Source organism: Nereida sp. MMG025 (assembly GCF_021654165.1).
Taxonomy (GTDB): Bacteria; Pseudomonadota; Alphaproteobacteria; order Rhodobacterales; family Rhodobacteraceae; genus Nereida.
Genome location: NZ_JAKFZN010000002.1, coordinates 398,937 through 425,245, shown reverse-complemented (window position 1 = coordinate 425,245; position 26,309 = coordinate 398,937). Strand labels below are relative to the sequence as shown.

Sequence of the window (26,309 nt, the reverse complement as noted above, 5' to 3'; positions counted from 1 at the left end):
CTATGCATGATATCCTCATCCCTGTTTCGCCTGGCGAGTTGTTGGACAAAATAACAATCCTGCGGATTAAAAATACCCGAATGTCCGATGCTGCAAAGCTGGCAAACGTGCGGCGTGAATTGGCGATGCTTGAAGATGTGGTATCGGAAAAGTTACCGACTTCGGCTGAGTTAGACACTCTTGTCGCATCCCTACAGGCGATCAACGAAGCGCTTTGGGATATTGAAGATGATATCCGCATCTGTGAGCGCGATGGTAATTTTGGTCCAAAGTTCATTGAGCTTGCGCGCGCTGTATACGTCACCAACGACAAACGTGCCGCCGTCAAAAAAGACATCAACCTGTTTTTGGGATCCGCCTTAGTCGAGGAAAAATCCTACGAAGAACACGGGGCTGGCTGAATGACGCTCTCTGACCGTCTCGATCAGGCCCAAAGCGAGTTGCGTCGCCTTGAGGCGGACATCCGTCAGGCCCTTGCAGACCGCAAGGACCGCAGCCGTGCGCCGCTAAACCGCCGCTTGCATGAGCTTCGCCGCATGCTGAACCCCAATTATCACTACGCCAGTCAAGCGGGACAGGATGCAATTATCGATCGGTATTTCCAAGGCAAAACAGGCGGAACGTTCATCGATGTGGGTGGCTTTGACGGTGTAACAGGGTCCAATTCTGTGTTTTTCGAGGCCTTCCGCAAATGGACGGGGCTTTTGGTAGAGCCTGTTCCCTCTAACCTTGAAAAAGCGCAATCCGTCCGCCGCTGCCCCTGTCTGCCTTACGCCGTAAGCGACCAAGACGGCGCAGCCACTTTCCTTGAAGTGCAGGAAGGTTACACGCAGATGAGCGGGCTTGTAGACAGTTACGACCCTGATTTGCTGTCTCAAGTGCGCCAAGACAAGCGCCACAAAGAGGCGACCATAACGGTCGAGACCCGCCGCCTCTCCACGATATTGCGCGATCACGACCTGATGCACCCTGATGTGATTTCTCTTGATATCGAAGGGGGTGAACTGGCCTGTTTGCAGGACTTTCCGTTTGGCGACCATGATGTGCAGGTCTGGAGCATCGAAAACAACACCGGCGCGTCAGACATCCCGCAAATCATGCGCGACAACGGCTATGATCTGATCGAATTTGCAGGGCCCGATGATATCTTTGCCAAGCGGCGCTAGCTTATCGCGCGGGTAACGGCCCGTGCGATGACCCGCTCTTCGTCGGTTTCGATAACCAAAACAGGGATATCATCACCGACCCCCATCCAAGCCATGCCTTGGGCGATACGGTCCCGAATAATCGGAGCGTTTTCGCCAACGCCGCCGCAAAAGACGATCGCATCAAGCCCCTTTAGCGCCGCGGCCATCGCCCCGATCTCTAGCTGAATGCGGTGCACATAATAGTCCACGGCTTGCTTTGCTTGAGGGGCATGACTTGCCAGCAGGTCACGCATGTCATGCGTGAGGCCCGACAGGCCTTTCATACCGCTTTCTTTATAAAGCAGGTTGGTCAGTGCTGCGGCGTCCAGTCCGTCATGCTCCATCAGATAGAGCAAAACGCCAGGATCGATGTAACCGCTGCGCGTGCCCATAGGCAGCCCGTCGAGGGCGGAAAACCCCATGCTGGATGCAACCGACCGACCCGCGCGCATTGCACACATAGAGGCCCCATTGCCAAGGTGGCAAACAACGACGCGCCCATCATGAAGGTCGGGGTAGCTACGGGCAATTTCGCTGGCGATGAAACTGTAACTCAGCCCGTGAAACCCATACCGCCTAACGCCTTGGTCATAGTATTTGCGCGGGATCGCAAAGGTATCGTTGACCCAAGAGTGGTCGCGGTGAAACGAGGTGTCAAAGCATCCGATTTGAATGGCTTTTGGAAAGGCCTCAATCGCGGCGCGTGCCGCGGCAAGGTTATGCGGTTGGTGAAGCGGGGCCAAAGGGATCAATTCCCCCAAGGCATCCATCACGGGCCACGTCAATTCGGTCGGTTTGTCGAAATCTATACCACCATGGACAATACGGTGCCCGACACCACCAACCTGACGCTCCCCTAAAACAGGTGAAACAGTGTCTAATATTGCTGAAACCGCAGCTACATGATCGGTGGTGCCAAGCGAAAAGGTTTGCCCGTCGAACAGCAATTGCGCGTTTGCACCAAGGTTTTCAACCTGACCTGAAGCAAGCTCTTGGGGTTCTTGAGCGGCATCAAAGACACCGAATTTCACGGAAGACGAGCCGGCATTCAGGGTTAGGATTGCCTTGGCCATCGGATTAGCCTGCGCTGCCGTGGTGGGCATGCAACGCCGCCAAGACGCAGCTGGCAACACGCGCGTCTTGGTCATCAGCACGGCTGGTCAGCATAATCGGCACCTTTGCACCCACAACAAGCCCGCCCGCTTGCGCGCCCGCCATGAACGTCAGTGTCTTGAGAACCATGTTGCCCGTTTGAATTTCGGGCATCATCAGAATATCCGCCAAACCTGCAACGGGCGATACGATTTTCTTGATCGCAGCCGCTTTTGGGCTGACCGCATTGTCCATCGCGAAAGGCCCATCAACCAGTCCGCCTTTGATCTGACCCCGGTCGGCCATCTTTGCCAGCGCAGCAGCCTCAACGGTGGCGTTGATCTCGGGGTTGATAGTTGCAATCGCAGAGACAACAGCGACCTTCGGATGAGGCAACCCAAGAGAATGACCAAGATCAATCGCGTTCTGCACGATATCGGCTTTGGTTTTCAGATCCGGTGCGATGTTGATCGCTGCATCGGTCACCATAATCAGCCGATCAAACCCTGGGGTGTCCATCACAAACACATGGCTCAAACGGCGGCCTGTGCGCAAACCCCCATCGGATTTCACGACGTGCTTGAGCAGCATGTTTGTATGGATATACCCCTTCATCAGAGCCTTCACGCGCCGTTCGTGCACCAACTGGACAGCGCGTGCTGCGGCATCTGAATGGCTTTTGACGTCGATAATTTCGAACCCTGAAATATCCTTGCCAATTTCGCGCGCCGTCGCCTGTATCAGCAATGCGTCACCAACCAATACCGGGACGATCAGACCTTCTTCAGCACCACGGATCGCACCGCCGAGCGCGTTGGCTTCCTCGGGCGCGACAATGGCTGTCGCAATGGGATCAAGGGGCGCCGCACGTTCCAGAAGCGCCTCATACCGCAGATGACGTGTCAAAAGAACAAAGCCGCGTTGTTTTGCAGAATAATGCGCAGCGCGATCAGACCGATAAAGGCCACCAAAGGCGCCAGATCAAGCGGTCCGGTATCTGGCAAGATACGACGGATCGGCGTGTAAATCGGCTCTAACAGGCGGTTCAGCCCTGTCCAGATTTGCGCAACGATAGGTTGGTGCATGTTCAGCACCTGAAAGCTGAGCAGCCACGACATGATGATATGGGCGATCATGATGAACCAGACCACATCCAGAATGAGCATCAGAATTTGATAGAGCGATTGCATGGTGCACGAACCTTTTCGTTTTGCTTTTCCAACAGGTAAGCACACCGTTGGGCGGCGGCAACTGCTTTCCGCAAGGTTATAGTTGACGTTAACGTAAGGCTGTCTACTTTGGGCCTATGTATCCAATCGCTCGTCTCTGTGTTGAAATGGCGCTGCATCGTGGCGCGCCCGATCTGCCTTTGTTGGCTCAACATGTCAGCCACCACAGGTGCTGGCCTTGGGATATTGATTTGTTCATGGAAATGAACAACGGTCGCGTTCTCACGCTTCTTGATCTCAATCGCACTGTTCTGGCCAAACGCGTTGGGCTTCTCAAGATATTGAAAGAACGTAGATGGGGCCTGACGATGGCAGGGGTGTCCGTGCGCTACCGCCGCCGGATCCGCCCGTTTGAACCATTTACCACCAAAGGGCATGCCATCTGTTGGGATGATAAATTCATCTACCTGCAACAAGCGATGATTAAGCGCAGTGGTGAAATCGCTAACCATGCGCTCTATCGTTCGGCCATCACAGGCAAAAAAGGGATTGTCCCACCCAAAGATGTCTTGTCGGCGATGGGTCATGAAACAGTCTCTCCGCCAACGCCGCAATGGGTGCAAAACTGGATTGATGCCGATGCGACCCGTCCCTGGCCGCCGCAATTTTCCGACGCAAGTATCTAAGCAAACACACTCACCCCTTGCAAAACCCACATGAACCCTTCCTAATCTGGCAAAACCGAAGGGGCGTGTGGTGGCGGATGTATCTTTGAAAAAACGGGTTTGGGGCTGGATGGCGTTTGATTGGGCCACGCAACCTTTTTACACCCTTGCCCTTACGTTTATCTTTGGGCCGTATTTTGCAGCCGTCGCGACCGAATATTTCATGGGCACGGGACTGACCGAGGACCTTGCCGATGCACAAGCGCAATCGCTGTGGTCGTTTGGCCAAACCGCTGCTGGCCTGATGATTGCGATCACCGGCCCTATCCTTGGCGCATATGCAGACAGTTCTGGTCGCCGGATGCCTTGGATGTTTTTATTCTCGGCAATCTATGTGGTCGCCGTTTCAATGATCTGGGTGATGGTACCAGACGGCAGCCAGATTTACTTTGCCCTCGCAATGTTTTGCATTGGGTTTGTCGCCGCTGAATACGCGCTGATTTTCACCAATGCGATGTTGCCAAGCCTTGGACCCGAAGACGAGGTGGGCAAAATCAGCGGTGCTGGCGCTGCATTGGGGTATGCGGGCGGTGTTGTATCGCTGTTTATCATGTTGCTTCTTTTCGCAGAAAACGAAACGGGCAAAACCCTGATCGGGCTGTCGCCTCTTTTCGGTCTTGATCCAGAAGCACGGGAGGGCACCAGGTTTGTTGGACCGTTCTCGGCCATCTGGTTTGTTATCTTCATGATTCCCTTCTTTTTGTGGGTCCGCGAAGACAAAGCCCTGCAAAAGACAACCACCTTTTCCATTGCCTTAGGCGATCTGAAAACCTCTCTCAAAGGTGTTTTGAAGCGCCCCAGTCTTGCGGCCTATCTCGGCTCTTCCATGTTTTACCGCGATGCGCTGAATGCGCTTTACGGGTTTGGAGGGGTTTACGCGACACTGGTTCTGAACTGGTCGATCACGATGATCGGCGTCTTTGGGATCGTCGGCGCAATCACAGCATCAGTGGCAACCTACGTCGGTGGGGTGTTCGACAAGCGGCTTGGTCCCAAACCAGTGATCACGTTCTGCATATGGGTGTTGATAGGTGTGTGTATCGTGATTGTCGGAATGACACGCGATTTCATTTTGGGGATCCCCCTTCCCGAAGGCAGTGCTGTGCCCGACATAGTGATGTATATTTGCGGGGCATGTATCGGCGGCGCAGGTGGCGCGCTTTATGCGGCCTCCCGCTCGATGATGGTGCGCCACACCACACGCGGTCGCCCCACCGAAGCCTTTGGGCTTTTTGCTCTCTCGGGAAAGGCCACCGCATTTTTGGCGCCTGCACTGATTGGCGTGACGACCTATCTGACGTCCTCACCCCGTCTTGGAATATCGCCTGTCATTTTCTTGTTTATTATCGGTTTGATCTTGTTACGGTGGGTCAACAAAGACGGAGATCGCAATACATGGAACGCATCCTAGGCTTTTTGGTTCTGACGTTTGCGCTGGCTACATGCGGCCAGGCTGACCGTGATATTTCAGGTGAAATGATCAAGGCCCCGACGCTGACGGCGCAAGAACGCAACACATTGGCCAAGGTGCAATTCGGTGCCGCACGCACGCCCACCCAAGGCGCCAGCCAAGCCATCGGCGGGTATGCCAAAGGTTGCCTAGCAGGGGCCGAGCAGCTGGCGCAAACAGGTCCAACATGGCAAGCGATGCGACTATCGCGCGGTCGCAACTGGGCGCATCCCGAAACCATCGACTTCGTGAAAAAACTGTCGCGCTTTGCGGCAACCCAAGATGGATGGCAGGGCCTCTATGTCGGTGACATGGCACAACCGCGCGGGGGGCCAATGCTGACAGGCCACCGCAGCCACCAAACGGGACTGGGTGTAGACATCTGGATGCTGCCGCCCAAACGCCTGAACCTAACGGAAAACGAGCGCGAGAATATCTCGTCGATCTCCATGCGCCGCAACGCAGGTGCGTTCACCAATTCCAAGTGGACACAGCAGCATATGAACATTCTTAGGGCTGCGGCCAAAGACCCGCGCACAGCGCGTATCTTTGTGTTTCCGGGCGCAAAGGTTGCAATGTGCAACGCCGAAAAAGGCGATCGCAGCTATCTGCGCAAAATTAGGCCTTGGTGGGGCCATCACTATCATTTCCACGTCCGGCTAGAATGCCCCAAAGGTAGCCCCAACTGCATCAGCCAAGACGCGCCGCCGCGCGGCGACGGCTGTGCAGATGCGCAAGACTGGGTGAACAATATCCTGAACCCGCCACCCCCGGATCCCAACGCGCCACCCCCGCGCAAGCGCCGTGAATTGACGCTGACCGACCTACCGGCGCAATGCACAACAGTGCTGCGGGGCGGCTAAACCCATCCGCAAAATCTGCGACGCGTCATGATTGATCCCAGAAATGCCTTGCCAAAATGTCGCAGGGCGCTTAGGACCGAGCTGTTCACTTCGCCAGTGAGCCGAGTCTCCGCCACCTTGTAAAACGGGAAAAACACATGAAACGCTCACATCTGCCAGGCATTCTGGCCATGGCCACAATCGTGGTCGCCTCAAATATCCTTGTTCAATTTCTTTTGGGCAGTTGGCTGACATGGGGCGCATTTACCTATCCAATAGCGTTTCTTGTCACCGACTTGATGAACCGCCTTTACGGTGCCCGCGCCGCGCGCCAAGTGGTTTTTGTAGGCTTTATCGTCGGGATTTTCTGTTCACTGATCGGAACGATGATCATGGGCGAATTTGGACCGCTGGTCACATTCCGTATTGCGATCGGCTCTGGTCTTGCCTTCCTCACCGCGCAGTTGCTGGACGTTGCGATCTTTGACCGCCTTCGCAATGGCAAGTGGTGGAGTGCGCCACTGACCTCCACACTTATCGGCAGCTCGGTTGATACGGCTATCTTTTTTACAGTCGCCTTTTCAGGAACCCTCAGCTTTCTTGAGCCTGAAAACGACGTGTCCTGGGCCGCAGAGATGCTTCCGCTTCTTGGCATGGGGCCCCAAGCACCACTATGGGTGTCGCTTGCGACCGCCGATTGGATGGTGAAAATGTCGCTTGCCTTGATCGCCCTTGTGCCGTTTCGCGTGCTTGTTTCAAAACTCGATAACGACAGAATGACAAAAACATTTTGAGTTTTGGAAAACCTGTGCTTAGATTCAGATAGTTGAAACAGATAAGCAAAGGAGGTGATCCAGTGATCAGAGAAACATTGGAGCGAGGTGTCGGGACAATTCGGGGGGCCAGCCTGTAGGGCAGACCTTGCGGCGATGCGCCGCCCGAAGTGGGAACCACCGGTAACCTAACCGACCCCACCTCCACGATCTCGAAAAGGCCGCCCAACCTTGGGGCGGCCTTTTTTGTTCAACTGTCTTTCAACGCAGCGACAACGCAGACTTCGATCAGGATCTCGCGCCGGGCCATTTCTGCATTCACACAGGCCCGAACAGGCTTGCCCACGTCAGCTACCCAGTCGTTCCAAACCTCGTTCATCGCGGCAAAGTCCTTCATATCTCGCAAAAAGATCGTGACTTGGAGCATGTGATCACGGCTGCTGCCCGCCTCTTGCAAAAGGGCATCCACCTTAGCCAACGTGTCCCGTGTCTGGTCCTGAATACTTGCAGATACATCATTGGGCACCTGACCAGACAAATAAACGGTACCGTTGTGAATGACGATCTTGCTTGCGCGTTCTGAGGGGTGATGACGTTCGATTGGCATGGGCGCGTTCCTTTTGTGAGATTTTCCCACACGCTAACCAGCTGTCGTTTCACTTCAATGGCAAACTGTGGTTATCTTGGATGGCGTAACCCAAACAGGAGTGCCTGATATGAAATACCTCGTTTTGCCTTTTGCAGTCCTCAGCGTATCGGCTTGCATGCAGACCGCCCCGACAAGCAGCGCAATTCAAGGCACTCAGGACAGTCTTGCCAACCGATTGGCCGTTGGTATGACGCCTGACCAGGTTAGTGCGATTGTAGGTCCATCGGTTACACAAGTCCGTTCAACCATCAACGCGGATCAGATTTGCCAATCCGTTGTGTATGACGAGGTGATTGAGGCGAAATACATTCATGCCGTATACGAAAACGGCGTATTGGTTTCGGCCAGCGATGGGCACGCGTTGCCTTGTGATTTGGACTAACTGTCTGGCGCTATGCCATACGTCTAGCAGACGCTCTGCCATACGGGATGAGATACGTTGAAAATCACCCAAAACATCGAATTGGCCGATTGGGAATTGACCGAAAGTTTCACCCGATCGTCTGGTCCGGGCGGTCAGAACGTGAACAAGGTGTCCACCGCTGTCGAACTTCGGTTTGAAGCGGAACGCTCTCCTCATTTGCCAGCACCCGTTAAAGCACGGCTTAAACGAATTGCGGGGCGCAAATGGACATTGGACGGGGCGCTGATCATTCGGGCGGAAGAAACTCGCAGCCAAGCACGCAACCGCGAAATCGCACGGGACCGTCTCAAGGAAATGATATTGAAAGCATTGGAAAAACCCAAAAGGCGGGTCGCAACACGGCCCACGTTGGGCAGCCAGAAGCGGCGGCTAGCGGCCAAGGCAAACCGCGGACAGATCAAGGCAATGCGTGGGCGGGTAAGGGACGACGAATGACAGACCTTCTTGAGCGCCGCACCCGATTGATGGGGCCACATGTCCCCACGTTTTATGACCGCCCCGTTCATCTGGTGCGGGGCCAAGGCGTCCACCTTTGGGATGCCAGCGGCAAACGGTATCTGGATTGCTACAACAATGTTGCTCATGTGGGCCATTGCCACCCTCGCGTTGTCGCGGCGATTGCCGAACAAAGCGCGACCCTGAACACCCACACCCGCTATCTTCATGACGGCATTCTTGAATATATTGAAGCACTTACAGCCACCCTGAACCATGACCTCAGCCAGATGATCATGGTTTGCACTGGTTCAGAGGCGAATGATATCGCACTTAGAATGGCGCAGGCCGTTACGGGAAAAATAGGGATCATTGCGACCGATAACACCTATCATGGCAACACACTTGCAACGTCACACCTTAGCACCCGCCGCCCGCCGATTGGGGGCTATCCTGACCATGTCGTTTTGGTCCCTGCGCCGTTGTCTGACACAACACCCGAGGCTTTTGGCACCCACGTCAGCCACGCGATACAAACACTTGAAGATCGCGGCCACGGCTTTGGTGGCATGATGCTTTGTCCCATCTTTGCCAACGAAGGGTTTCCACAAGTGTCGAAAGGGTTTTTTGATCCCGCAGCCAAGGCAATCAAAGCGGCGGGCGGTTTGATTTTATGCGACGAGGTTCAGCCAGGCTTTGGACGGATCGGATCACATTTCTGGGGTCACGAGTGGCTTGGAATCGCACCTGATGTGGTCACGGTCGGAAAACCGATGGCAAACGGTTATCCCGTTGCAGGCACCATTGCGCGGCCCGATGTCATGGCCGCTTTTCGCGAAGCCTTTGGATATTTCAATACCTTCGGGGGCAACCCTGTTGCTGCTGCTGCCGCGCTGGAAACACTGCGCGTTATCCAAGACGAAGAACTGCAGGAAAACGCCGCCAAGGTCGGGGCACATGCGCTTGAGAGACTGCAGGGCATCACGCATGCAGGCGCAGTTGAGGCACGTGGCTATGGGCTATTCTTCGGGATTGAATTTCAGCACGATGATGGCACACCAGCGACAGACTATTGTGCAGCTGTGGTTGAGAAGATGGTGCAAGGTGGCGTGTTGATGAACCGCATTGGTCGCCACATGAACACCTTGAAAATGCGGCCCCCCATGCCGTTTGAAAGACAGCATGCAGATCAGGCCATTGACTTGCTTGAGCAGGTTTTGAAGGACACGCCATGGAACGGTTAGCCACGCTTTGGGGGCATGTCGTCACACCGCCACGCTTGATCGTCGAGCGTGAGAACTGCGTCTATGACGTTACCTTATCAAACGGTCGTGCGGCCCTGCGGTTGCACCGTGTAGGCTATCAATCACGCGCGGCGATTGAGGCAGAGTTACTGTGGACCGAAGGCTTGGCAGAGCAGGGATTTCCCTGTCCGCGCCCATTGCGCAGCCGGGCGGGCCATTTGGTTGAGCAATACGCTGATGGCCGCTTGGCTTCCATGGTCACCTGGATGGATGGCACGGCCTTGGCCGACGTTGCGCCAACACCTGACCATTTTTTTGCGCTTGGCAGCCTGCTTGCCGATCTGCATGCGAAAACCGATGCCCTGAACCTGCCCCAGATGGACCGCCCCGCATGGGATGCCGCTGCTTTTACCTGCGATACTCCCCATTGGGGATGTTATTGGGAAAATACGGCTTTATCGGAGGGCGATCGAAAGCTGTTACAAAATGCCCGCGCCTTTTTGGGACAGTATCTTGCACAAGACAAATGGTCAGACCGTGGATTGATCCATGCAGATGTTCTGGGTGAAAACGTGCTTGTCGATGGCAATCAGCTTCGACTTATCGATTTTGACGACGCGGGCTATGGCTATCGGTTGTATGACTTGGGCACGGCCCTCATCCAGTATTCGGACCGCACGGATTTATGCGCGGCGCTTCGTGAGGGCTACGCCAAACGCACCCCTGTAAGCGAAGAAGAGGTGATGATCTTTGTGCTGATGCGGGCGCTGGCGTCTTGCGGTTGGGTTATCAGCCGCGTTCCCAAGGATGACCCGCGATTGGCATTTTACGCAAATCGCGCGGTAAACATGGCGCGGCGGGTGCTTTAAACCTCAACGTCCATGTCGTCTTGCGCGCCGAGTTTGAACACCCGTTTATAGCGCGCAATCTCGTCGGCGGGCCCCATCGCTTTGCGGGGGTTATCTGACAGTTTCACCGTTGGCCTGCCGTTTGCACTGACGGCCTTGCAAACAAGCGAAAACGGCGCAAGGCGGTCCCCTTCGGTCAGACCTTTGAAATCGTTGGTCAGCAATGTGCCCCACCCGAATGAGATACGGCACCTGCCAGCAAACTGGGCCGCGAGTTCAACAATCTTGTTCTCGTTTAATCCATCACTGAAGATGATCAGCTTTTGGGTAGGGTCCTCACCGCGGTCTTTCCACCATTTGATCGCAATCTCGGCCGCTGTCGCGGGATCGCCGCTGTCGACACGAATACCTGTCCACCCTGCAAGCCAATCTGGTGCGCCATCTAGAAAACCCTGTGTTCCATATGTATCGGGCAGGATGATGCGCAAATTGCCTTCGTGCTCATCATGCCAGTCGGATAGAACCTGATAGGGCGCTTGGGCCAGCGCCTCGTCCGTCTCGGCCAGGGCGGAATAGACCATGGGCAATTCATGGGCATTGGTGCCAATCGCCTCAAGATCGCGGTTTTTGGCAATCAGGCAGTTGGATGTGCCAGCAAAACTACTGCCCAATCCTTCGGTCATCGCCTGCACACACCAATCTTGCCACAAAAACGAATGGCGGCGGCGTGTGCCGAAGTCGGCAATCCGCAAGTCGGGAACGGTGCGCAGTTTTTCAATCTTACCCCAGAGCTTTGTCATAGCACGCGCATACAGCACCTGTAGCTCGAACCGTCCCATATCGCCCAGAACAGCGCGGCCGCGCAGCTCCATCAAAACGGACAGGGCGGGTATTTCCCAAAGCATGACCTCGGGCCAGGATCCTTCGAACGTCAGCTCGTATTGGTCCCCGACACGTTCGAGATGATACGCAGGCAGACGCAGGTTTTCGAACCAATCCATAAAGTCGGGGCGAAACATCTGGCGCTTGCCGTAAAATGTGTTGCCTCGCATCCAAGTGCTTTCACCGCGACTGAGCGACAGGCCACGGATGTGATCAAGCTGTTCACGAAGCTCGCCTTCATCAATCAAGTCGGCAAGCGGGACATGCGTGGATCTGTTGATCAAGCTGAATGTCACCTGTGTGTCGGGCTTGTTGCGAAACACTGATTGGCACATCAGAAGTTTGTAAAAATCCGTATCAATCAAGGAACGGACAATGGGATCAATTTTCCATTTGTGGTTCCAGACGCGGGTCGCGATATCAACCATCGATCTGTACTCCTGCGTTTTTCATGTCACCAAGGGCCACCGCGAGCGAGCCATCGAAATCAATCGCGCGGCTGAGGTCGGTAAGCACCGTGACAGCAAAGCCAAGTCGTGCGGCATCCATTGCCGAGTAGTTCACACAGAAATCAGTGGCGAGCCCGACCAAAGTCAGGTCCGTAATACCGCGTGTGCGCAGATAGCCTTCAAGACCTGTGGGGGTGGCTTTGTCATTTTCGAAAAAGGCAGAATAGCTATCAATCTGCGGGTTATACCCTTTGCGAATGATCAGATCGGCACGATCCGTTTTCAGGTCAGGGTGGAAAGCAGCCCCGTGGGTGCCTTGGATACAGTGGTCGGGCCATAGAACCTGTGGGCCATAGGGCATCTCGGTTACGCTCATGGGTGTGGCGTCGTGGGTGCTTGCAAAAGAAGAGTGGCCCGCAGGATGCCAGTCTTGCGTCAGGATTACACTTGGAAATTCATCCATCAGAGCGTTAATTCCTCCGATGATTTGATCGCCGTCCGGCACCGCCAACGCACCGCCGGGACAAAAATCATTTTGCACATCAATCACAAGCAATGCGTGAGAAGCGGGAAACATGGGGTGGCCCTTCCTTGAAAACTTCGCATTTGCGTAAGGCCCACCGTGGCCCGCGTCAATGCTGCGCTTGCGTGGCATCCGATAGGCGCTTAAATCCGCGGCCATGTATACAATTGCCGCTCTTTATCACTTCACCCGCTTTCCCGATCACGCCGCTTTGCGTGAGCCCTTGCAAAAGCTGTGCGCGGACCACGGGATTACTGGCACCCTTTTGTTGGCGGCCGAAGGCATAAACGGGACAGTTGCAGGATCACGCGCAGGCATCGATACATTGCTGGACCACCTGAAATGCCTGCCAGGATGTGCTGATCTTGAATGGAAAGAAAGCCAATCGTCCGAACCACCTTTTGGCCGAATGAAAGTGCGCCTGAAAAAAGAAATCGTCACAATGGGCCAGCCTGATGTCGACCCCAAGGCGCGCGTTGGACACTATGTGGACCCAAAAGACTGGAACGATCTGATCTTGTCCGATGACGTTGCGGTCATTGATACACGAAATGATTATGAGGTTGCCATTGGCACGTTTCGCGGCGCGATAGACCCCGAAACAACGACCTTTGGGGAATTTCCTGAGTGGTGGGAAAATAACAAGGATCGCTTTCACAATAAAAAGATCGCCATGTTTTGCACAGGTGGCATTCGCTGCGAAAAGTCCACAAATTTCCTGATCGGTCAGGGGGTAGAGGATGTTTATCACCTCAAAGGCGGTATCCTGAAATATCTAGAAGACGTGCCGAAAGAGGAGAGCACTTGGGACGGGGCATGCTTTGTTTTCGACAACCGTGTATCAGTTGAACATGGGCTGGAAGTTGGGCCGCACACGTTGTGCCATGCCTGCCGTAAGCCACTTGAACCCCAAGACCTGAACCGCAAGGAATTTGAAACGGGCGTATCCTGTCATCAGTGTATCGATCACACATCTGATGCAGACAAAGCGCGTTTCCGCGAGCGGCAAAAACAGATCAACTTGGCGAAAGAACGTGGGGAAGCGCACATCGGCGCGACTAAGACGGTTTAACGCCCGCCTTCAACAATCCTTCAACGAAGTGCTTTCCGCCATCTGTTTCGAGACCCGGATACCCCGCCTCGCGCAGCGCCTCGATGGTGAAGTCCGGTTCAACCTGACGCAGCCTTTGTAAGTAGGAATGCGCCAATTCGATGCGTCCAAGATGAGCTGAACTCGACACAAGAACTCTGAGGATTGAGTTAAACTCTGGCCGTTCGGTAAGGGCGAATTCACCAGCCTTCAACGCAGTTTCGTGCTGGCCTGAAAAACACGCCGTAATCGCGCGTGTTGTTTCAAAATAATACCGGTTCGGACTTTGCGCCCCAAGGTGACACGCCCAATTTGCCATCGCCAGGGCTTTGCTTGGTTGGCCAGCGTAGGCGTGCAGCATGGAATAAAGATCCCATGCAAGAACCTGCGTCGGGTTTCGGCGCAGCGCCTTTTCAAACAAGCCCGCGGCAAAATCATATTCCCCGAAAAGATAGCTATGCACATGGGCCGTAAGGGTTTGGACCAGCGCATTTTCAGCACTGGTTTTAAGGGCCTGACTTGTGTGGTCCTGCGCACGATCAATCAACGCGGCATCCTCAAATTGAAACCTTTGCCCGATGCGGAAGGTCAGCAAAAAGGCCATGAGCGAATGGATCTGGGCCGTAGGCTTGGTGGCTAAACCATCGGTCAGGATCGTCTCGGCCTTATCAATATCAGGCGCGGACAAACGCATCATCGTGGCCAGCGCGTTGGTGCAAATATTTGCGTCCCGTAACTGGGGAAGTTCAGTCAAAAGGTGGGACTGCGTCGCATCAAGACCTGCCGAAATGAGGCCATGAACCGCCCGCTCTTGATACGAAGATGCGATAGACACAGGCTCGGCTTGAAGTGACCAAATCATGCGCCCTGAAGGGATATGTTGCATTTGCAACGCCATGTGGATCTGGTCAGTGGTTTGGAAACCGCGAAACTGAAACGCGACAGGAACATCGACTGGCAGCACGGCAATCCAGTCCTTGGGCGTGTGTGACCAGTGGTCAGTCTGGGTGCCCTGGGGTTCGATGCAGCGAAAGTCACCAATATCATCAAGACCCTTGCGCAGATACCCGTGGGCCTGTGGCATAAGCCGTTCGGTAAAACGTGTTTCACCCATCAACATAGACGGTAAAATAGCAATTTTGGTCTGTTCGCCCACACCATAGGTCGCAGGCTTGGCAACCAAAGACGTGTCTTTGTCGGCGACCCTTGGCTGTAGCCGAAGGCTGAGAGATGTCGTGTTCAGGCGCGCGGCCCAAACATCACGTTCATTGCGCAGCCAGGCTTCAAACTCTGCATCTGCGATATCCAGATCTTCCAAAAGTTGCTCGGGCGCGTAAACGCTCCGATCAAGATCCCCATCTGCTTTTCGAGCACGCATGTAATCGACATCAATAATCGACAGGTTCAATGCGACTGTATTTTTATCGGCCTGCATGCACCGTTTTTCGACGGGCCCCAAAGCGCGGCGAATTTCAGACAACGACTGACGCAAGCTGTTTGCGGCCTGATCCTCGTTTTTGATGCTCCAAAGCTGATGTCGTAGCCAAACACGCGAGCGTACCCCGCGGGGTGCAAGTGCAAGCATGGCAAGGATCGCACGCGCCTTTTTTGACTTAGGCGTCAGGTCCTGACCATCTTCCCCAATCACAGTCACTGGCCCGAACAGGAACAGCTTGATCAGAGGCGGATCACCCGGAAGCGTATTTTTCAAACCCGCAGTCATGGGCAATGATAACGCGGTGATCGCCGAATGCCAAAGACTTGTCAGGTGTTAGAAGTCGAGATTTTCCACACTCAGCGCATTGGTTTGAATAAATTCGCGCCGCGGTTCGACAACATCGCCCATCAGCTTTGTGAACATATCATCGGCTTCGGCTAAATCCTCGATTTTCACCTGAAGCAAGGTGCGCGCATCGGGGTCCAGCGTCGTTTCCCAAAGCTGATCAGGGTTCATCTCACCCAGGCCTTTGTAGCGTTGCAGCGAAAGCCCCTTTTCACCCTCTTCCAAAATAGCTGCCAAAAGATCAAGCGGCCCAAAGATGGGTTGCTGGCGATCTTTACGGTGCAAGGTTGCGGGACGTGCGTAAGTCTCTTGCAGGCTTTCTGTGAAGCTACCAGTTTTACGCGCTTCGCCACTGCGCAGCATGGGTCCATCCAACGTACGCGCTTCTTCTACACCGCGCAAAATGCGGGTCAGGCGCATACCCTTGTCTTGGGTCGGGCGACCTTTCCAACCGCGCTCGTATTCCAACGCAATCAGATCAAGACGGGTGGCAACCAGATCAGCGGTGCCTTGCAAATCCGCGTCCAGAACACCCGGAACAAAGGCGCCAGCGATGGCGGCCTGCTCCAGAATATGACGTGGGTAATGCGTGGGGAAGGCATCCAGAACGCGCTTCATCTGACGGGCTTCTTCGACGACACGGCGCAGGTCTTGACCCACGATTTCTTCACCCGTTTCAAGCCGCAGGACAGCACCTTCGACACCCTGTTCAATCAAATAGTCATCCATCGCAGCTTGGTCTTTAAGGTAAACTTCGGACTTGCCACGCGCGACTTTGTAAAGAGGCGGCTGCGCGATATAGAGATATCCTTTTTCGATCAATTCCGGCATCTGGCGGAAGAAGAACGTCAGCAGCAGCGTCCGAATATGCGCACCATCCACATCGGCGTCCGTCATAATAACGATCTTGTGGTAGCGCAGCTTGTCGATGTTAAACTCGTCCCGGCCAATCCCGGTGCCAAGCGCCATAACCAGATTGCCAATCTCCTGACTTCCAAGCATGCGGTCGAACCGCGCGCGCTCAACATTCAGAATTTTACCTTTCAGTGGCAAAATGGCTTGGGTTTGACGGTCACGCCCCGTCTGAGCCGATCCACCAGCTGAATCACCCTCCACCAGAAAGACTTCGGTTTTCGAAGGGTCTTTCTCTGAACAATCCTTCAACTTGCCCGCAAGGAAGTTCACATCCATCGCTGTTTTGCGTCGGGTAAGTTCGCGTGCTTTGCGTGCTGCCTCACGTGCCAAAGCCGCCTCAATGATCTTGCCGACCACGATCTTGGCTTCATTGGGGTTTTCTTCAAACCATTCGGACAGCTTTTCACCTACAAGGCTTTCCACGGCAGGGCGCACTTCTGAGCTGACAAGTTTATCTTTGGTCTGGCTGGAAAACTTAGGGTCGGGAACTTTCACCGACAGCACACAGGTCAACCCTTCGCGTGCATCATCGCCTGTGAAATTCACCTTTTCCTTTTTCGCAATGCCGCTGGACTGGGCATAGTTATTGATCGTGCGGGTCAGTGCCGCACGAAAACCCGCCATATGGGTGCCGCCGTCACGTTGCGGAATGTTGTTTGTAAATGGCAGGACATTCTCGTGATAGCTGTCGTTCCACCACATCGCGACCTCAACCCCGATATCGTCTTTTTCGCCTTTGACATAAATCGGCTCAGGCATGACCGACGATTTCGAACGGTCGAGGTATTTGACAAACTCGTTCACACCGCCCTCGTAAAACAGGGTTGTTTCCAGCGTCTCGGCGGGGCGTTCATCTTTCAAAATGATGCGGACACCACTGTTCAGAAAGGCCAGTTCCCGAAGGCGTTTTTCGAGTGTTTCAAAGCTGTATTCAAGGTTGCTGAACGTATCTGTGGACGCCAGAAAGCGGACTTCTGTGCCTGTCTCATCAGACGGGCCAAGGCGTTCAAGATGTTTGACCGTATCGCCGCGTTCAAACCGCGCGATGTGTTCTGATCCGTCGCGCCAAACACGTAATTCCAACCAATCTGACAGCGCGTTGACAACCGAAACACCAACACCGTGCAGACCACCCGAAACCTTGTAGGAATTGCTGTCAAATTTACCGCCTGCGTGCAGTTGGGTCATGATGACTTCAGCGGCCGAGACGCCTTCTTCCTCGTGCATACCAACGGGAATACCGCGCCCGTTGTCTTTGACGGAAATCGAGGAATCCGCATGGATCGTGACGTTCACATAGTCCGCATGACCGGCCAATGCCTCGTCGATACCGTTGTCCACAACCTCATAGACCATATGATGCAAACCAGAGCCGTCATCGGTATCCCCGATGTACATGCCAGGCCGCTTGCGGACAGCCTCTAAGCCTTTGAGAACCTTGATAGAATCCGCGCCATATTCCTCGGGCGTATCGGGTGTGTCTGACATCTGTTCGGGACCTCTTATTTTCACCGATTTATACGAGGTTTAGCGCCCCTTGTCACGCGATTGCCCCATATTTTGCGTTAGGTGAATGGAATGACCAAGCCGACAAGGATCAACAAACAGCCGCTTGAAATATTAAGCCTTCGCACGCCCGCCTTGGAGCTCAAAAACACGCGAATCCGCCCTACAAACACCCCAAGACAAAGGTTGCCCAAAAAAGGGATCACAAAGGAAATCGCGCAGATCAAAATGACATCCCAAATGGTGATTTGGGTCAGGTCAAAAAAGCCGGGGAGGACGCCCATGTAGAACAATATGGCTTTGGGATTGCCGATGATGACGGCCAAGCCAGCAAGAAAACCAGCAAGCATCCCGGGGCGGGTCAGGCGGCTATCGGATCCAAGCGTTTTGTCGGCGTTTTTGATCAGCACGAACCCCATAAACAGAAAGATCACGCAAGCAACGTAGCGCATGATCAGCATCGCATCCTCAAACTGCGCGACCAGATAGCTAACCCCCAAAACAGCTATGATTGGCCAAAGGACATCGCCAATCGCAACCCCAAATGCGAGCGGCCATGCAGAATTGAAACCACCCGACAAAGCACGCGCAATCAGCGCCACCCAAACAGGACCAGGCGTGAGAAACAAAACAGCGATAGCGCCTGCGTAAAGCAACGCCTCATAGGCAGATATCGTCACGCTATTTTTCCATTTTTATCCAATGGCCAGAACGGGTTAAAGGTAATTTCCCAGATGTGGCCATCGGGGTCCGACTATGTGCCCGAGTATCCACCCCAAAAGATCTTTTCGGGGCTTTTGACCGCAGTCGCACCAGCATCAATCGCGGCTTGAAAGGCCTGATCAACCTCATTTTCTGAAGGATAATTCTGGCATAGATTCATTGCGCCGCGGCCCAAATCATCAACCGGTTTCCCCAAATCTTCGGCAAGTTTGTGCAAGTGATAAAGGCCAAATTTTGAGCCCCCGAGATCGTAGAATGCAACGTCATCTGTCGCCTCTTCCAACTGCCATCCAAGGGCTTCGTAGAATGCCCGTGACCGTGCCAGATCGGTGACGCCAAGTGAAATGAGTGTGATGCGATTGGGTGTCATAAGAGGCCTCAAAACAGGTCAAATTAGGGTATGGCAATGCGTCTGCTCACGGTATGGCAATGCGTCAGACACTTTGAACGCCTTCGTCGCCAACATGCAGGTAAATCGCGCGGTCACCAAGACTGTCAAAAAGCTGCGGTTCGGTGCCTGTCATCCATGCCTGCGCACCAAGGGCCGAAATCTCGTCATAAAGGGCGGCGCGGCGTTCGGCGTCCAGATGGGCAGCAACCTCATCCAGCAGCAATATCGGCGGCGCGCCGAAATCAGCGATCAAGGCACGCGCATTGGCAAGGATGAGCGAAATCAAAAGCGCCTTCTGTTCGCCCGTAGAACAGTCTTTGGCAGGCACGTCTTTGGCCGCGTAAACAGCGGCAAGGTCTGATCTATGCGGACCTATCAATGTGCGTCCTGCCCGCAGGTCATTGGGCCGGCTTTCCTGCAAAGCGGTTAACAAATCCTCTTGCGTCTGAAACGAGATATCGTCGGCATCAATCATCGAAAGCGTTGCGGTGGGAAAAGCCGTTTGCGACGCGTGCTGCGCGGCCGCAAGTTCGGCGACCGTTGCCGCGCGATTGCGGATGATTGCCATGCCGTTTTCCGCCATTTGGCGTTCAAGCACCGCATACCAATGCGCATCGCGCACCATATCCTTGAGAAGTCTGTTACGTTCGCGCATGGCCTTTTCATATGCCAACACCGCGTCGGCATGGGACGGCTCGAACGAAAGGGTCATACGGTCAAGAAACCGGCGGCGGCCATCGGCCCCTTCGATCCATAGGCGATCCATCGATGGGATCAGCCACAGAACCCGCGCAATACGTCCGAGCGCAACTTGGCTGGCTGCTTTGCCATCAATTTTAACTTGTCGCGCCGTATGCTCTTTGGACCAGGTTTCAATCTCATGGGTTTGGTGCAGCGATTGCAAAAGCCCTGTGATTTTCCAACCCACCGCTTCGGGCCTGCGGGTCATCGCCTCGGCACTTGCACGGCGCAGCCCGCGCCCGGGTGAAAAAAGGCTTACCGCTTCGATGAGGTTCGTCTTGCCTGCCCCATTGGGCCCATGAATTGCGATGGGTCGATGGTCGCAATCAATCACCGCACGCTTGTGCGAGCGGAAGTGAGACAGGGTCAGGTTTGTGAGGTGTAGCCCACTCACACGCGCATCGGCATGACGACATAGACTGCCGACTGATCGTTGCCTTCACGCATCAACGTGGGATCGCCGGCAGAGTTAAACAGGAACACTGCATTTTCGCGGTCCACCTGGCTGGCAATTTCCAACAGATATTTTGCGTTAAAGCCAATTTCCAAACGCTCATCGCCATAGGCCACAGCCAATTCTTCTTCGGCGGCACCGCTGTCAGGTGCGTTCACTGACAAGACAAGACGGTCTTCATCAAGCTGCAGCTTCACTGCGCGGCTGCGTTCGGACGATACCGTTGCAACGCGGTCTACCGCCTTGGCAAAATCAGCGGCATCCACCTCCATCTTGCGCGTGTTCCCTTGGGGGATCACGCGGGTGTAGTCGGGGAAGGTGCCATCAATGACTTTGGATGTCAGCGTGATGTCTGGCGTGGCAAAGCGGACTTTGGTTTCCGAAACGGAGACTGCGATTTGCACCTCGTCATCATCAAGCAACTTGCGAAGCTCATTCACGGTTTTGCGCGGGACAATCACACCTGGCAGATCAGCCGCGCCCTCGGGCAAATCCGCATCAATACGCGCAAGACGGTGACCATCGGTGGCCACACAGCGCAGCACCTTGCCGCCGTCACTGTCGGAGACATGCATATAGACACCGTTGAGATAGTAACGGGTTTCTTCGGTGCTGATGGCGAATTTGGACTTGTCAAAGAGACGGCGCAACACAGGTGACGGCGCCGAAAAATTCGACTGGTATTCTGATGTCGCCATCACAGGAAAATCTTCTTTGGGCAGTGTGGCCAAATTGAAATTCGACCGGCCTGCTTCCACGGTCAGACGCCCAGACGCAGCATCGTCCGTCAAAGTGACCATCGCCCCATCGGGCAGCTTGCGAACGATCTCGTGCAAGGTCACGGCTGATACGGTGGTTGCGCCTGCGCGCTCCACCATCGCATTGGTTTTATCGACAACTTCGATGTCCAGATCGGTGGCGCGGAAAGATACGCTGTTGCCTTCGGCTTCGATCAGCACATTGGCAAGGATCGGGATCGTATTGCGACGCTCGACAACCGATTGCGCTTGGCTGACTGCTTTGAGCAAAGCTGCCCGTTCAATGCTGAGTTTCATCTTGGTATCCCTCACCGTCCGTTGCCCAAGGTGTATTCCCTTTGGGATGGACAGACTACCCCATATAGGGGCGCGGGCAAGACAAATTCGCGCGTTTCAGGCTTAAGCTTCGAGGGTGCGGCGCAGCAATTCGAGGTCTTCGGATATACCACTGTCCGTTTGCGCCAAGTCTTTGATCGTCTTGACGCCGTGCATGACGGTTGTGTGGTCGCGCCCCCCAAATTTACGACCGATCTCTGGCAGGGATCGGCTGGTCATTTCCTTGGCCAGATACATCGCAATCTGGCGCGGGCGGGCAAGGCTGCGCATGCGGCGCGGGCCGATCAGATCAGAATGGCGAATGTTGAAGTGTTCGCACACAAGGCGCTGGATTTCATCAATGCTGACCTTGCGGTCGCTTTCGCGCAGAATATCGGACAGACAGTCTTGTGCCAGATCCATCGTGATCTCGCGTCCGACAAGATGCGCAAAGGCAAACAGGCGGGTCAGCGCACCTTCCAGAACACGCACGTTTTTGGAAATACGGTGCGCAAGGAATTCCAAGATACCGTCCTGCATCTCGATCCCGGGATAGGTGTCGGCGTGCAACTCTGCTTTGGTCTGCAAAATCCCAAGTCGCAATTCGAAGTTGGTTGGGTGCAAATCAACGATCAGGCCAGATTGCAAACGCGAGCGGATGCGTTCTTCCATATCCTTGATCTCACCTGGGGCGCGATCGCCCGAAATAATGATTTGCTTGTTCGCGCCAATCAGGGCGTTGAACGTGTGAAAGAACTCTTCTTGCGTGCTTTCCTTGCCCGCAATGAATTGCACATCGTCAATCATCAAAATGTCGACATTGCGGAAGGTCGATTTGAAATCCATCGTTTTGCGGCCGCGGATCGCCTGAATAAAGCGATACATAAATTTATCCGCCGACAGATAGAGCACCTTCAGATCGGGCCGTTTGTCTTTCAACTCATGGGCGATGGCGTGCATCAGGTGGGTTTTGCCCAAGCCAACCCCACCATAGAGAAACAGCGGATTAAAGGTGACATGGCCACCCTCGGCCACGCGCCGCGCGGCGGCATGGGCAAGTTCATTTGGTTTGCCGACGACAAAATTATCGAAGGTAAAATCTTTTTGAAGCGGCGATTCCATCATGATGTCGTCGGACACGTCGACGACGGGTTTTGGTGTTGTCGACGGGGCTGGCGCTTGGGACGTATTGGCCACCGACTTGATGGCCGATGCAGCCACAAGTTTGAAATCAAGACGCGCTGCCGGCACACCTTCGGCGTTTATGTAGTGCAAGATGTCGTCCGCAAAATTTTGCGACACATAGTTGCCCATGAAGTTTGTCGGGACATTAAAGACCACAATGCCTGAATCGCAGGAGACAAATTCAAGCGGTTCGATCCACGTCTTGAAATTGTTTTGGCCAATGGCTTTCACCAGTTGCCCCTGCACTTTGCACCATGTGTCGTTCGTCATTGTCCCACCTTTCAACTTAACCATGCAATTACAGTGCCTGCCCCCAAACACCGGCGAAATCACATTAGGATTGGGGACCGAAAGACACAGTTGCGCTGCTCGCGAAATCGAATGATTTCGCGCTCAGGCATTGCGTAAATCGAAGAGCGGAACGTGTGGCGCAGTGGCTGCACCTACGGATATAGACATCCGCTTCACAAGACGTGTTCAACAACCAGATCGAAGTACTCCTCATTGCGAAGTATCGATCGAAACCCTTTTTTCAAAGGACTTCTGGCTGCGTTTTATTCGTCTCCGCTGTCCCCCCAGACATGAATCGCTTGAGTAAATTGCCCCCAAAGACCTGGCCGTTCAACATATCTTAGTGGCTTGACAGTCGGATTCTTGAAAAGAATCTATGAGCCTGATTTTGGGGGGAAATGTCGCGGCAGAAATTATGCTTTGGCATCAACGCAAAACGAAAAAAGCCGCCCCATTTGGACGGCTTTTTGATCGAGATCATAAGCGGCGCAAAATTAGCCGATTGCTTTGACCCGTGCATTCAAACGCGAGATTTTCCGCGATGCTGTGTTTTTATGATACACACCTTTGGTCACGCCGCGCATGAGTTCTGGCTGTGCAACACGCAGTGCTGCTGTCGCGGCTTCCTTGTCGCCCGAAGCAATCGCTTCTTCGACTTTGCGCAGTTGGGTGCGGATACGCGAACGACGGGCTTTGTTAACAGCCAGACGGCGTTCGTTCTGACGGGCGCGTTTTTTAGCCTGTGGTGAGTTTGCCATGAATGAGGTCCTTACTTCGGGTGTCTTATTAAATTGTAAACGTGACACCCAAAGGGTCTAACCGATTTACTCGTCGGTCCTCTTGCCAATAAGCGGGCATCACGCGCATGTCTGACGCGCCTTTTAGGCAAGCCTTGCCCAAAAGGGAAGCGATTCTTTTGGATCTACTTGTCGCGGAACTGTGGCTCGCGTTTCTCCAGAAAAGCGGCCATGCCTTCGGACTGATCTTCGGTGGCAAAAAGCGATTGGAACAAGCGCCGTTCCATCGCAACGCCTGACGACAAATTCATCTCGTCGGCTGCATTTACAGCTTCTTTGACGGCCATTGCGGCAAGTTGGCTTTTCTCAGCGATCTTTGCGGCCGCGCCCATCGCCTCGTCCATCAGTTTTTTGGCAGGCACCACGCGGCTGACGAGCGACGATGATAGCGCTTCTTCGGCGTCCATGAACCGTCCTGTGAGATGCATATCCATCGATTTGGACCGTCCGACCAAACGGGTCAAACGCTGTGTTCCACCGATCCCTGCAACAACGCCCAGATTGATTTCGGGCTGGCCGAATTTGGCGGTATCTGCCGCAATGATGAAATCGCACATCATCGCCAACTCACATCCACCACCTAGGCAATAGCCCGCCACGGCCGCGATCACAGGCTTGCGGACGCGCAGGAATTGGTCGGCCTCATCGGCAAAGAAATTTTGCGTATACATTTCAACAAACGACTTTTCAGCCATCTCGCTAATGTCTGCGCCCGCCGCAAAGGCCTTCTCGGATCCAGTCAGCACGATGCAACGGACCTTGTCATTTTTGTCAGCGTCGCGCACGGCACTGGCCAATTCGGACAACAACTGGCTGTTCAGCGCGTTCAAGGCATCGGGCCTGTTCAATTTGATCAGGGCGATGTGATCTTCGATTTCGACGATGATCGTCTCGTAGGCCATGTGGAAGGCTCGCTTGTTTGTTTGCGTTAGGCGCTAAGGGCTAGCCACAGATTTCACAGCAATCAAGCTATCTTTGGCATTGACCACAGAAGAAAGTGGAGCGGCCAGATTGCACGATGCGCCCGATGGTTCCGCCACATTCAGGGGTGACGCAGGGGTTACCCTCTTGGCCGTATGCACGGAAGGTATGCTGAAAATATCCAAGTTCTCCATCGGCTTGGCGGTAATCGCGCAGTGATGACCCGCCCGCTTCAATCGCCTCGGACAGCACATCACGGATGATCGGAACAAGGCTGGCGATGCGCTTGGACGACAGGTTGGCGGCCTTGCGTTTGGGCGAAATTCCCGCACGGTGTAACACCTCGCACACGTAAATATTGCCCAGGCCAGCGACTATTTTTTGATCAAGAAGGACTGTTTTGATGGGCGATTGGCGATTCTTGATCGCTTCAATCAGGTAAGATTCGCTAAACGCATTGCCAAAAGGTTCAGGCCCGATGGTACGGATCAGCCAATGGTTTTCCAAATCATCTGTCCGCCCCAGATCCATGTGCCCGAAGCGTCGCGCATCATTAAAGGTGACGCGGGCACCACCATCCATATCCAGAACGATGTGATCGTGTTTTTCGGGGGTCGGGTGCGGGTGATGAAACTCTCCCACCTTTTGACCGCTGATCAGCATACGGCCTGACATGCCCAGATGGATGATGAGGCTTTCGCCGCTGTCCAGATCGGCAAGGATGTATTTCGACCGCCGCCGCAAAGCTGTCACGCGCTTACCCGTCAGCCGCGCGCCCATGTTTTCGGGCAGCTTCCAGCGCAGGTCGGGGCGGTTGATCTGCGCTCTTGCGATCACCTGGCCTTCCATTGCGGGAACTAAACCGCGGCGAACCGTCTCTACCTCTGGCAATTCGGGCATTGTGCCTCACCTCTGTGATGGGTCGCAGGCGTTGTCACCACCGCCGCGCAGCCTATAAGAAGAGTGGCCGATCCAAAGAAAGCAAGACCTCATGGCGAACGAGACCCAAAAAACCACCCATTTCGGATTTGATACCGTGCCTGAAGCCGAAAAGGCAGGGAAGGTTCAGGGTGTCTTTACGTCGGTCGCAAGCAAATACGATGTGATGAACGACGTGATGAGCGTCGGCATCCACCGCATCTGGAAAGAAGCGATGATGGATTGGCTTGCCCCGCGTGCTGGCCAAAAACTGTTGGATGTTGCGGGCGGCACAGGCGATATCAGTTTCAAGTTTCTGGGTCGTGCTGGATATGGGCATGCAACCGTCTTGGACATCACCGAAAGCATGCTGGTCGAGGGCCGCAAACGCGCCGAGGCCGACAACATGGCGGATCAGCTGGATTGGATTGTTGGCGATGCCATGGCCCTGCCCTTTGCGGACAACACTTTTGATGTCTACACGATCAGCTTTGGCATACGGAATGTAACCCGCCCGCAAGAGGCGTTGAACGAAGCCTACCGCGTTCTCAAACCCGGCGGGCGCCTTTTGGTGCTGGAGTTTAGCCAGATACCGAATGACCTGATGCAAAAGGCGTATGATCTTTATTCATTCAACGTCATCCCGCGCATGGGCAAATTGATTGCCAATGACAGCGAGAGCTATCAGTACCTTGTTGAGTCCATACGCCAATTCCCCGATCAGGAGACCTTTTTGGGAATGGTGCGGCAGGCTGGTTTTGAAAACGCAAGTTACCGAAACATGACAATGGGTATCGCGGCGATGCACTCTGGCTGGAAAATCTAGGAT

General features: G+C 54.3%; 27 protein-coding genes and 1 pseudogene. 12 read left to right on the top strand and 16 right to left on the bottom strand.

All coding sequences use genetic code 11. From position 1 onward, the window contains the following. Positions 1-2: 2 nt before the first annotated feature. Positions 3-401, top strand: a complete 399-nt coding sequence (locus L1065_RS08200; protein WP_255766338.1) for a DUF6165 family protein — start codon at positions 3-5, stop codon at positions 399-401. Next, entirely contained in the window at positions 402-1,166 is a 765-nt protein-coding gene (locus tag L1065_RS08195; protein ID WP_237094975.1) for an FkbM family methyltransferase, read from the top strand. Here the strand turns inward: L1065_RS08195 and L1065_RS08190 are convergent. Genes L1065_RS08190 through L1065_RS08180 form a run of 3 tightly spaced genes read right to left on the bottom strand, consistent with a single transcriptional unit; the run spans position 1,163 to position 3,469 of the window. Beyond that, entirely contained in the window at positions 1,163-2,290 is a 1,128-nt protein-coding gene (locus L1065_RS08190; RefSeq protein ID WP_237094974.1) for an acetate/propionate family kinase, read from the bottom strand. The two genes, L1065_RS08195 and L1065_RS08190, sit on opposite strands and share 4 nt — an antisense overlap. Further along, a complete protein-coding gene (locus L1065_RS08185; protein ID WP_237094973.1) occupies positions 2,265-3,185 on the bottom strand; it encodes a bifunctional enoyl-CoA hydratase/phosphate acetyltransferase in 921 nt (306 codons plus the stop codon). Before L1065_RS08185 ends, L1065_RS08190 begins: the two co-directional genes overlap by 26 nt. After that, entirely contained in the window at positions 3,182-3,469 is a 288-nt protein-coding gene (locus L1065_RS08180; protein ID WP_237094972.1) for a YggT family protein, read from the bottom strand. The genes L1065_RS08185 and L1065_RS08180 overlap by 4 nt, the downstream gene beginning before the upstream one ends. A 146-nt stretch (positions 3,470-3,615) precedes the next feature. Here L1065_RS08180 and L1065_RS08175 point away from each other — a divergent pair, with 146 nt between their 5' ends. The 4 genes from L1065_RS08175 to L1065_RS08160 all read left to right on the top strand — a co-directional run bounded on the left by L1065_RS08175 (position 3,616) and on the right by L1065_RS08160 (position 7,259). Continuing rightward, positions 3,616-4,134, top strand: a complete 519-nt coding sequence (locus tag L1065_RS08175; RefSeq protein WP_370641153.1) for an acyl-CoA thioesterase — start codon at positions 3,616-3,618, stop codon at positions 4,132-4,134. Positions 4,135-4,204: 70 nt separating this feature from the next. After that, the gene (locus L1065_RS08170; protein WP_237094970.1) at positions 4,205-5,584 is read left to right on the top strand and encodes an MFS transporter; all 1,380 of its coding nucleotides are present in this window, start codon (positions 4,205-4,207) and stop codon (positions 5,582-5,584) included. Next, positions 5,569-6,486, top strand: coding sequence for a penicillin-insensitive murein endopeptidase (gene mepA / locus L1065_RS08165; RefSeq protein WP_237094969.1), 918 nt, complete (start codon positions 5,569-5,571; stop codon positions 6,484-6,486). Before L1065_RS08170 ends, mepA begins: the two co-directional genes overlap by 16 nt. Positions 6,487-6,623: 137 nt before the next feature. Next, positions 6,624-7,259, top strand: coding sequence for a queuosine precursor transporter (locus L1065_RS08160; protein WP_237094968.1), 636 nt, complete (start codon positions 6,624-6,626; stop codon positions 7,257-7,259). 229 nt (positions 7,260-7,488) lie between these two features. Here the strand turns inward: L1065_RS08160 and L1065_RS08155 are convergent, their stop codons facing one another. Then, positions 7,489-7,845 (bottom strand): RidA family protein, encoded by a 357-nt coding sequence (locus L1065_RS08155; RefSeq protein WP_237094967.1) that lies wholly within the window; start codon positions 7,843-7,845, stop codon positions 7,489-7,491. A 109-nt stretch (positions 7,846-7,954) separates the two neighbouring features. Between L1065_RS08155 and L1065_RS08150 the strand changes: the two genes are divergently transcribed. Genes L1065_RS08150 through L1065_RS08135 form a run of 4 tightly spaced genes read left to right on the top strand, consistent with a single transcriptional unit; the run spans position 7,955 to position 10,859 of the window. Next, the gene (locus L1065_RS08150; protein WP_237094966.1) at positions 7,955-8,269 is read left to right on the top strand and encodes a hypothetical protein; all 315 of its coding nucleotides are present in this window, start codon (positions 7,955-7,957) and stop codon (positions 8,267-8,269) included. A 57-nt stretch (positions 8,270-8,326) separates the two neighbouring features. Continuing rightward, entirely contained in the window at positions 8,327-8,746 is a 420-nt protein-coding gene (gene arfB / locus L1065_RS08145; RefSeq protein WP_237094965.1) for an alternative ribosome rescue aminoacyl-tRNA hydrolase ArfB, read from the top strand. Beyond that, on the top strand, positions 8,743-9,990 hold the full coding sequence (locus tag L1065_RS08140; RefSeq protein ID WP_237094964.1) for an aspartate aminotransferase family protein: 1,248 nt from the start codon (positions 8,743-8,745) through the stop codon (positions 9,988-9,990). The genes arfB and L1065_RS08140 overlap by 4 nt, the downstream gene beginning before the upstream one ends. Beyond that, on the top strand, positions 9,978-10,859 hold the full coding sequence (locus L1065_RS08135; protein ID WP_237094963.1) for a phosphotransferase enzyme family protein: 882 nt from the start codon (positions 9,978-9,980) through the stop codon (positions 10,857-10,859). The genes L1065_RS08140 and L1065_RS08135 overlap by 13 nt, the downstream gene beginning before the upstream one ends. Here L1065_RS08135 and pncB read toward each other — a convergent pair. Together pncB and pncA are read right to left on the bottom strand one after the other, a co-directional pair. Continuing rightward, on the bottom strand, positions 10,856-12,148 hold the full coding sequence (gene pncB / locus L1065_RS08130; protein ID WP_237094962.1) for a nicotinate phosphoribosyltransferase: 1,293 nt from the start codon (positions 12,146-12,148) through the stop codon (positions 10,856-10,858). The two genes, L1065_RS08135 and pncB, sit on opposite strands and share 4 nt — an antisense overlap. Continuing rightward, positions 12,141-12,746 (bottom strand): bifunctional nicotinamidase/pyrazinamidase, encoded by a 606-nt coding sequence (pncA, locus tag L1065_RS08125; protein WP_237094961.1) that lies wholly within the window; start codon positions 12,744-12,746, stop codon positions 12,141-12,143. Before pncA ends, pncB begins: the two co-directional genes overlap by 8 nt. A gap of 103 nt (positions 12,747-12,849) precedes the next feature. Between pncA and L1065_RS08120 the strand changes: the two genes are divergently transcribed. Next, entirely contained in the window at positions 12,850-13,764 is a 915-nt protein-coding gene (locus L1065_RS08120; RefSeq protein WP_237094960.1) for a rhodanese-related sulfurtransferase, read from the top strand. Here L1065_RS08120 and L1065_RS08115 read toward each other — a convergent pair. The 10 genes and pseudogenes from L1065_RS08115 to mutM form a co-directional block, all read right to left on the bottom strand. Next, entirely contained in the window at positions 13,751-15,493 is a 1,743-nt protein-coding gene (locus tag L1065_RS08115) for an SARP family transcriptional regulator (RefSeq protein WP_237094959.1), read from the bottom strand. The genes L1065_RS08120 and L1065_RS08115 overlap by 14 nt on opposite strands. Positions 15,494-15,553: 60 nt before the next feature. Further along, positions 15,554-17,968 carry a DNA topoisomerase (ATP-hydrolyzing) subunit B gene (gene gyrB, locus L1065_RS08110; protein ID WP_237094958.1) on the bottom strand — a complete coding sequence of 805 codons (2,415 nt, stop codon included), beginning with the start codon at positions 17,966-17,968 and terminating at the stop codon, positions 15,554-15,556. A gap of 77 nt (positions 17,969-18,045) precedes the next feature. Next, entirely contained in the window at positions 18,046-18,666 is a 621-nt protein-coding gene (locus L1065_RS08105; protein ID WP_237094957.1) for a LysE family transporter, read from the bottom strand. After that, a pseudogene (locus L1065_RS08100) lies at positions 18,663-19,079 on the bottom strand (VOC family protein). Before L1065_RS08100 ends, L1065_RS08105 begins: the two are co-directional and overlap by 4 nt. A 64-nt stretch (positions 19,080-19,143) precedes the next feature. Continuing rightward, entirely contained in the window at positions 19,144-20,235 is a 1,092-nt protein-coding gene (gene recF / locus L1065_RS08095) for a DNA replication/repair protein RecF (RefSeq protein ID WP_237094956.1), read from the bottom strand. Then, complete coding sequence (gene dnaN, locus L1065_RS08090) at positions 20,232-21,350, bottom strand: DNA polymerase III subunit beta (protein WP_237094955.1); 1,119 nt, start codon at positions 21,348-21,350, stop codon at positions 20,232-20,234. The genes recF and dnaN overlap by 4 nt, the downstream gene beginning before the upstream one ends. A 102-nt stretch (positions 21,351-21,452) precedes the next feature. Next, on the bottom strand, positions 21,453-22,823 hold the full coding sequence (dnaA, locus tag L1065_RS08085) for a chromosomal replication initiator protein DnaA (RefSeq protein WP_237094954.1): 1,371 nt from the start codon (positions 22,821-22,823) through the stop codon (positions 21,453-21,455). Positions 22,824-23,338: 515 nt separating this feature from the next. Continuing rightward, positions 23,339-23,602: a 30S ribosomal protein S20 gene (rpsT, locus tag L1065_RS08080; RefSeq protein ID WP_237094953.1), complete on the bottom strand. Its 264-nt coding sequence runs from the start codon at positions 23,600-23,602 to the stop codon at positions 23,339-23,341. Between the two features lie 164 nt (positions 23,603-23,766). Next, the gene (locus L1065_RS08075; protein WP_237094952.1) at positions 23,767-24,543 is read right to left on the bottom strand and encodes an enoyl-CoA hydratase-related protein; all 777 of its coding nucleotides are present in this window, start codon (positions 24,541-24,543) and stop codon (positions 23,767-23,769) included. A 67-nt stretch (positions 24,544-24,610) separates the two neighbouring features. Then, on the bottom strand, positions 24,611-25,462 hold the full coding sequence (gene mutM / locus L1065_RS08070; protein WP_237094951.1) for a bifunctional DNA-formamidopyrimidine glycosylase/DNA-(apurinic or apyrimidinic site) lyase: 852 nt from the start codon (positions 25,460-25,462) through the stop codon (positions 24,611-24,613). Positions 25,463-25,553: 91 nt separating this feature from the next. On the opposite strand from mutM, the gene ubiE reads away from it, so the two are divergent. Beyond that, complete coding sequence (ubiE, locus tag L1065_RS08065; protein WP_237094950.1) at positions 25,554-26,306, top strand: bifunctional demethylmenaquinone methyltransferase/2-methoxy-6-polyprenyl-1,4-benzoquinol methylase UbiE; 753 nt, start codon at positions 25,554-25,556, stop codon at positions 26,304-26,306. Positions 26,307-26,309 lie beyond the last annotated feature (3 nt).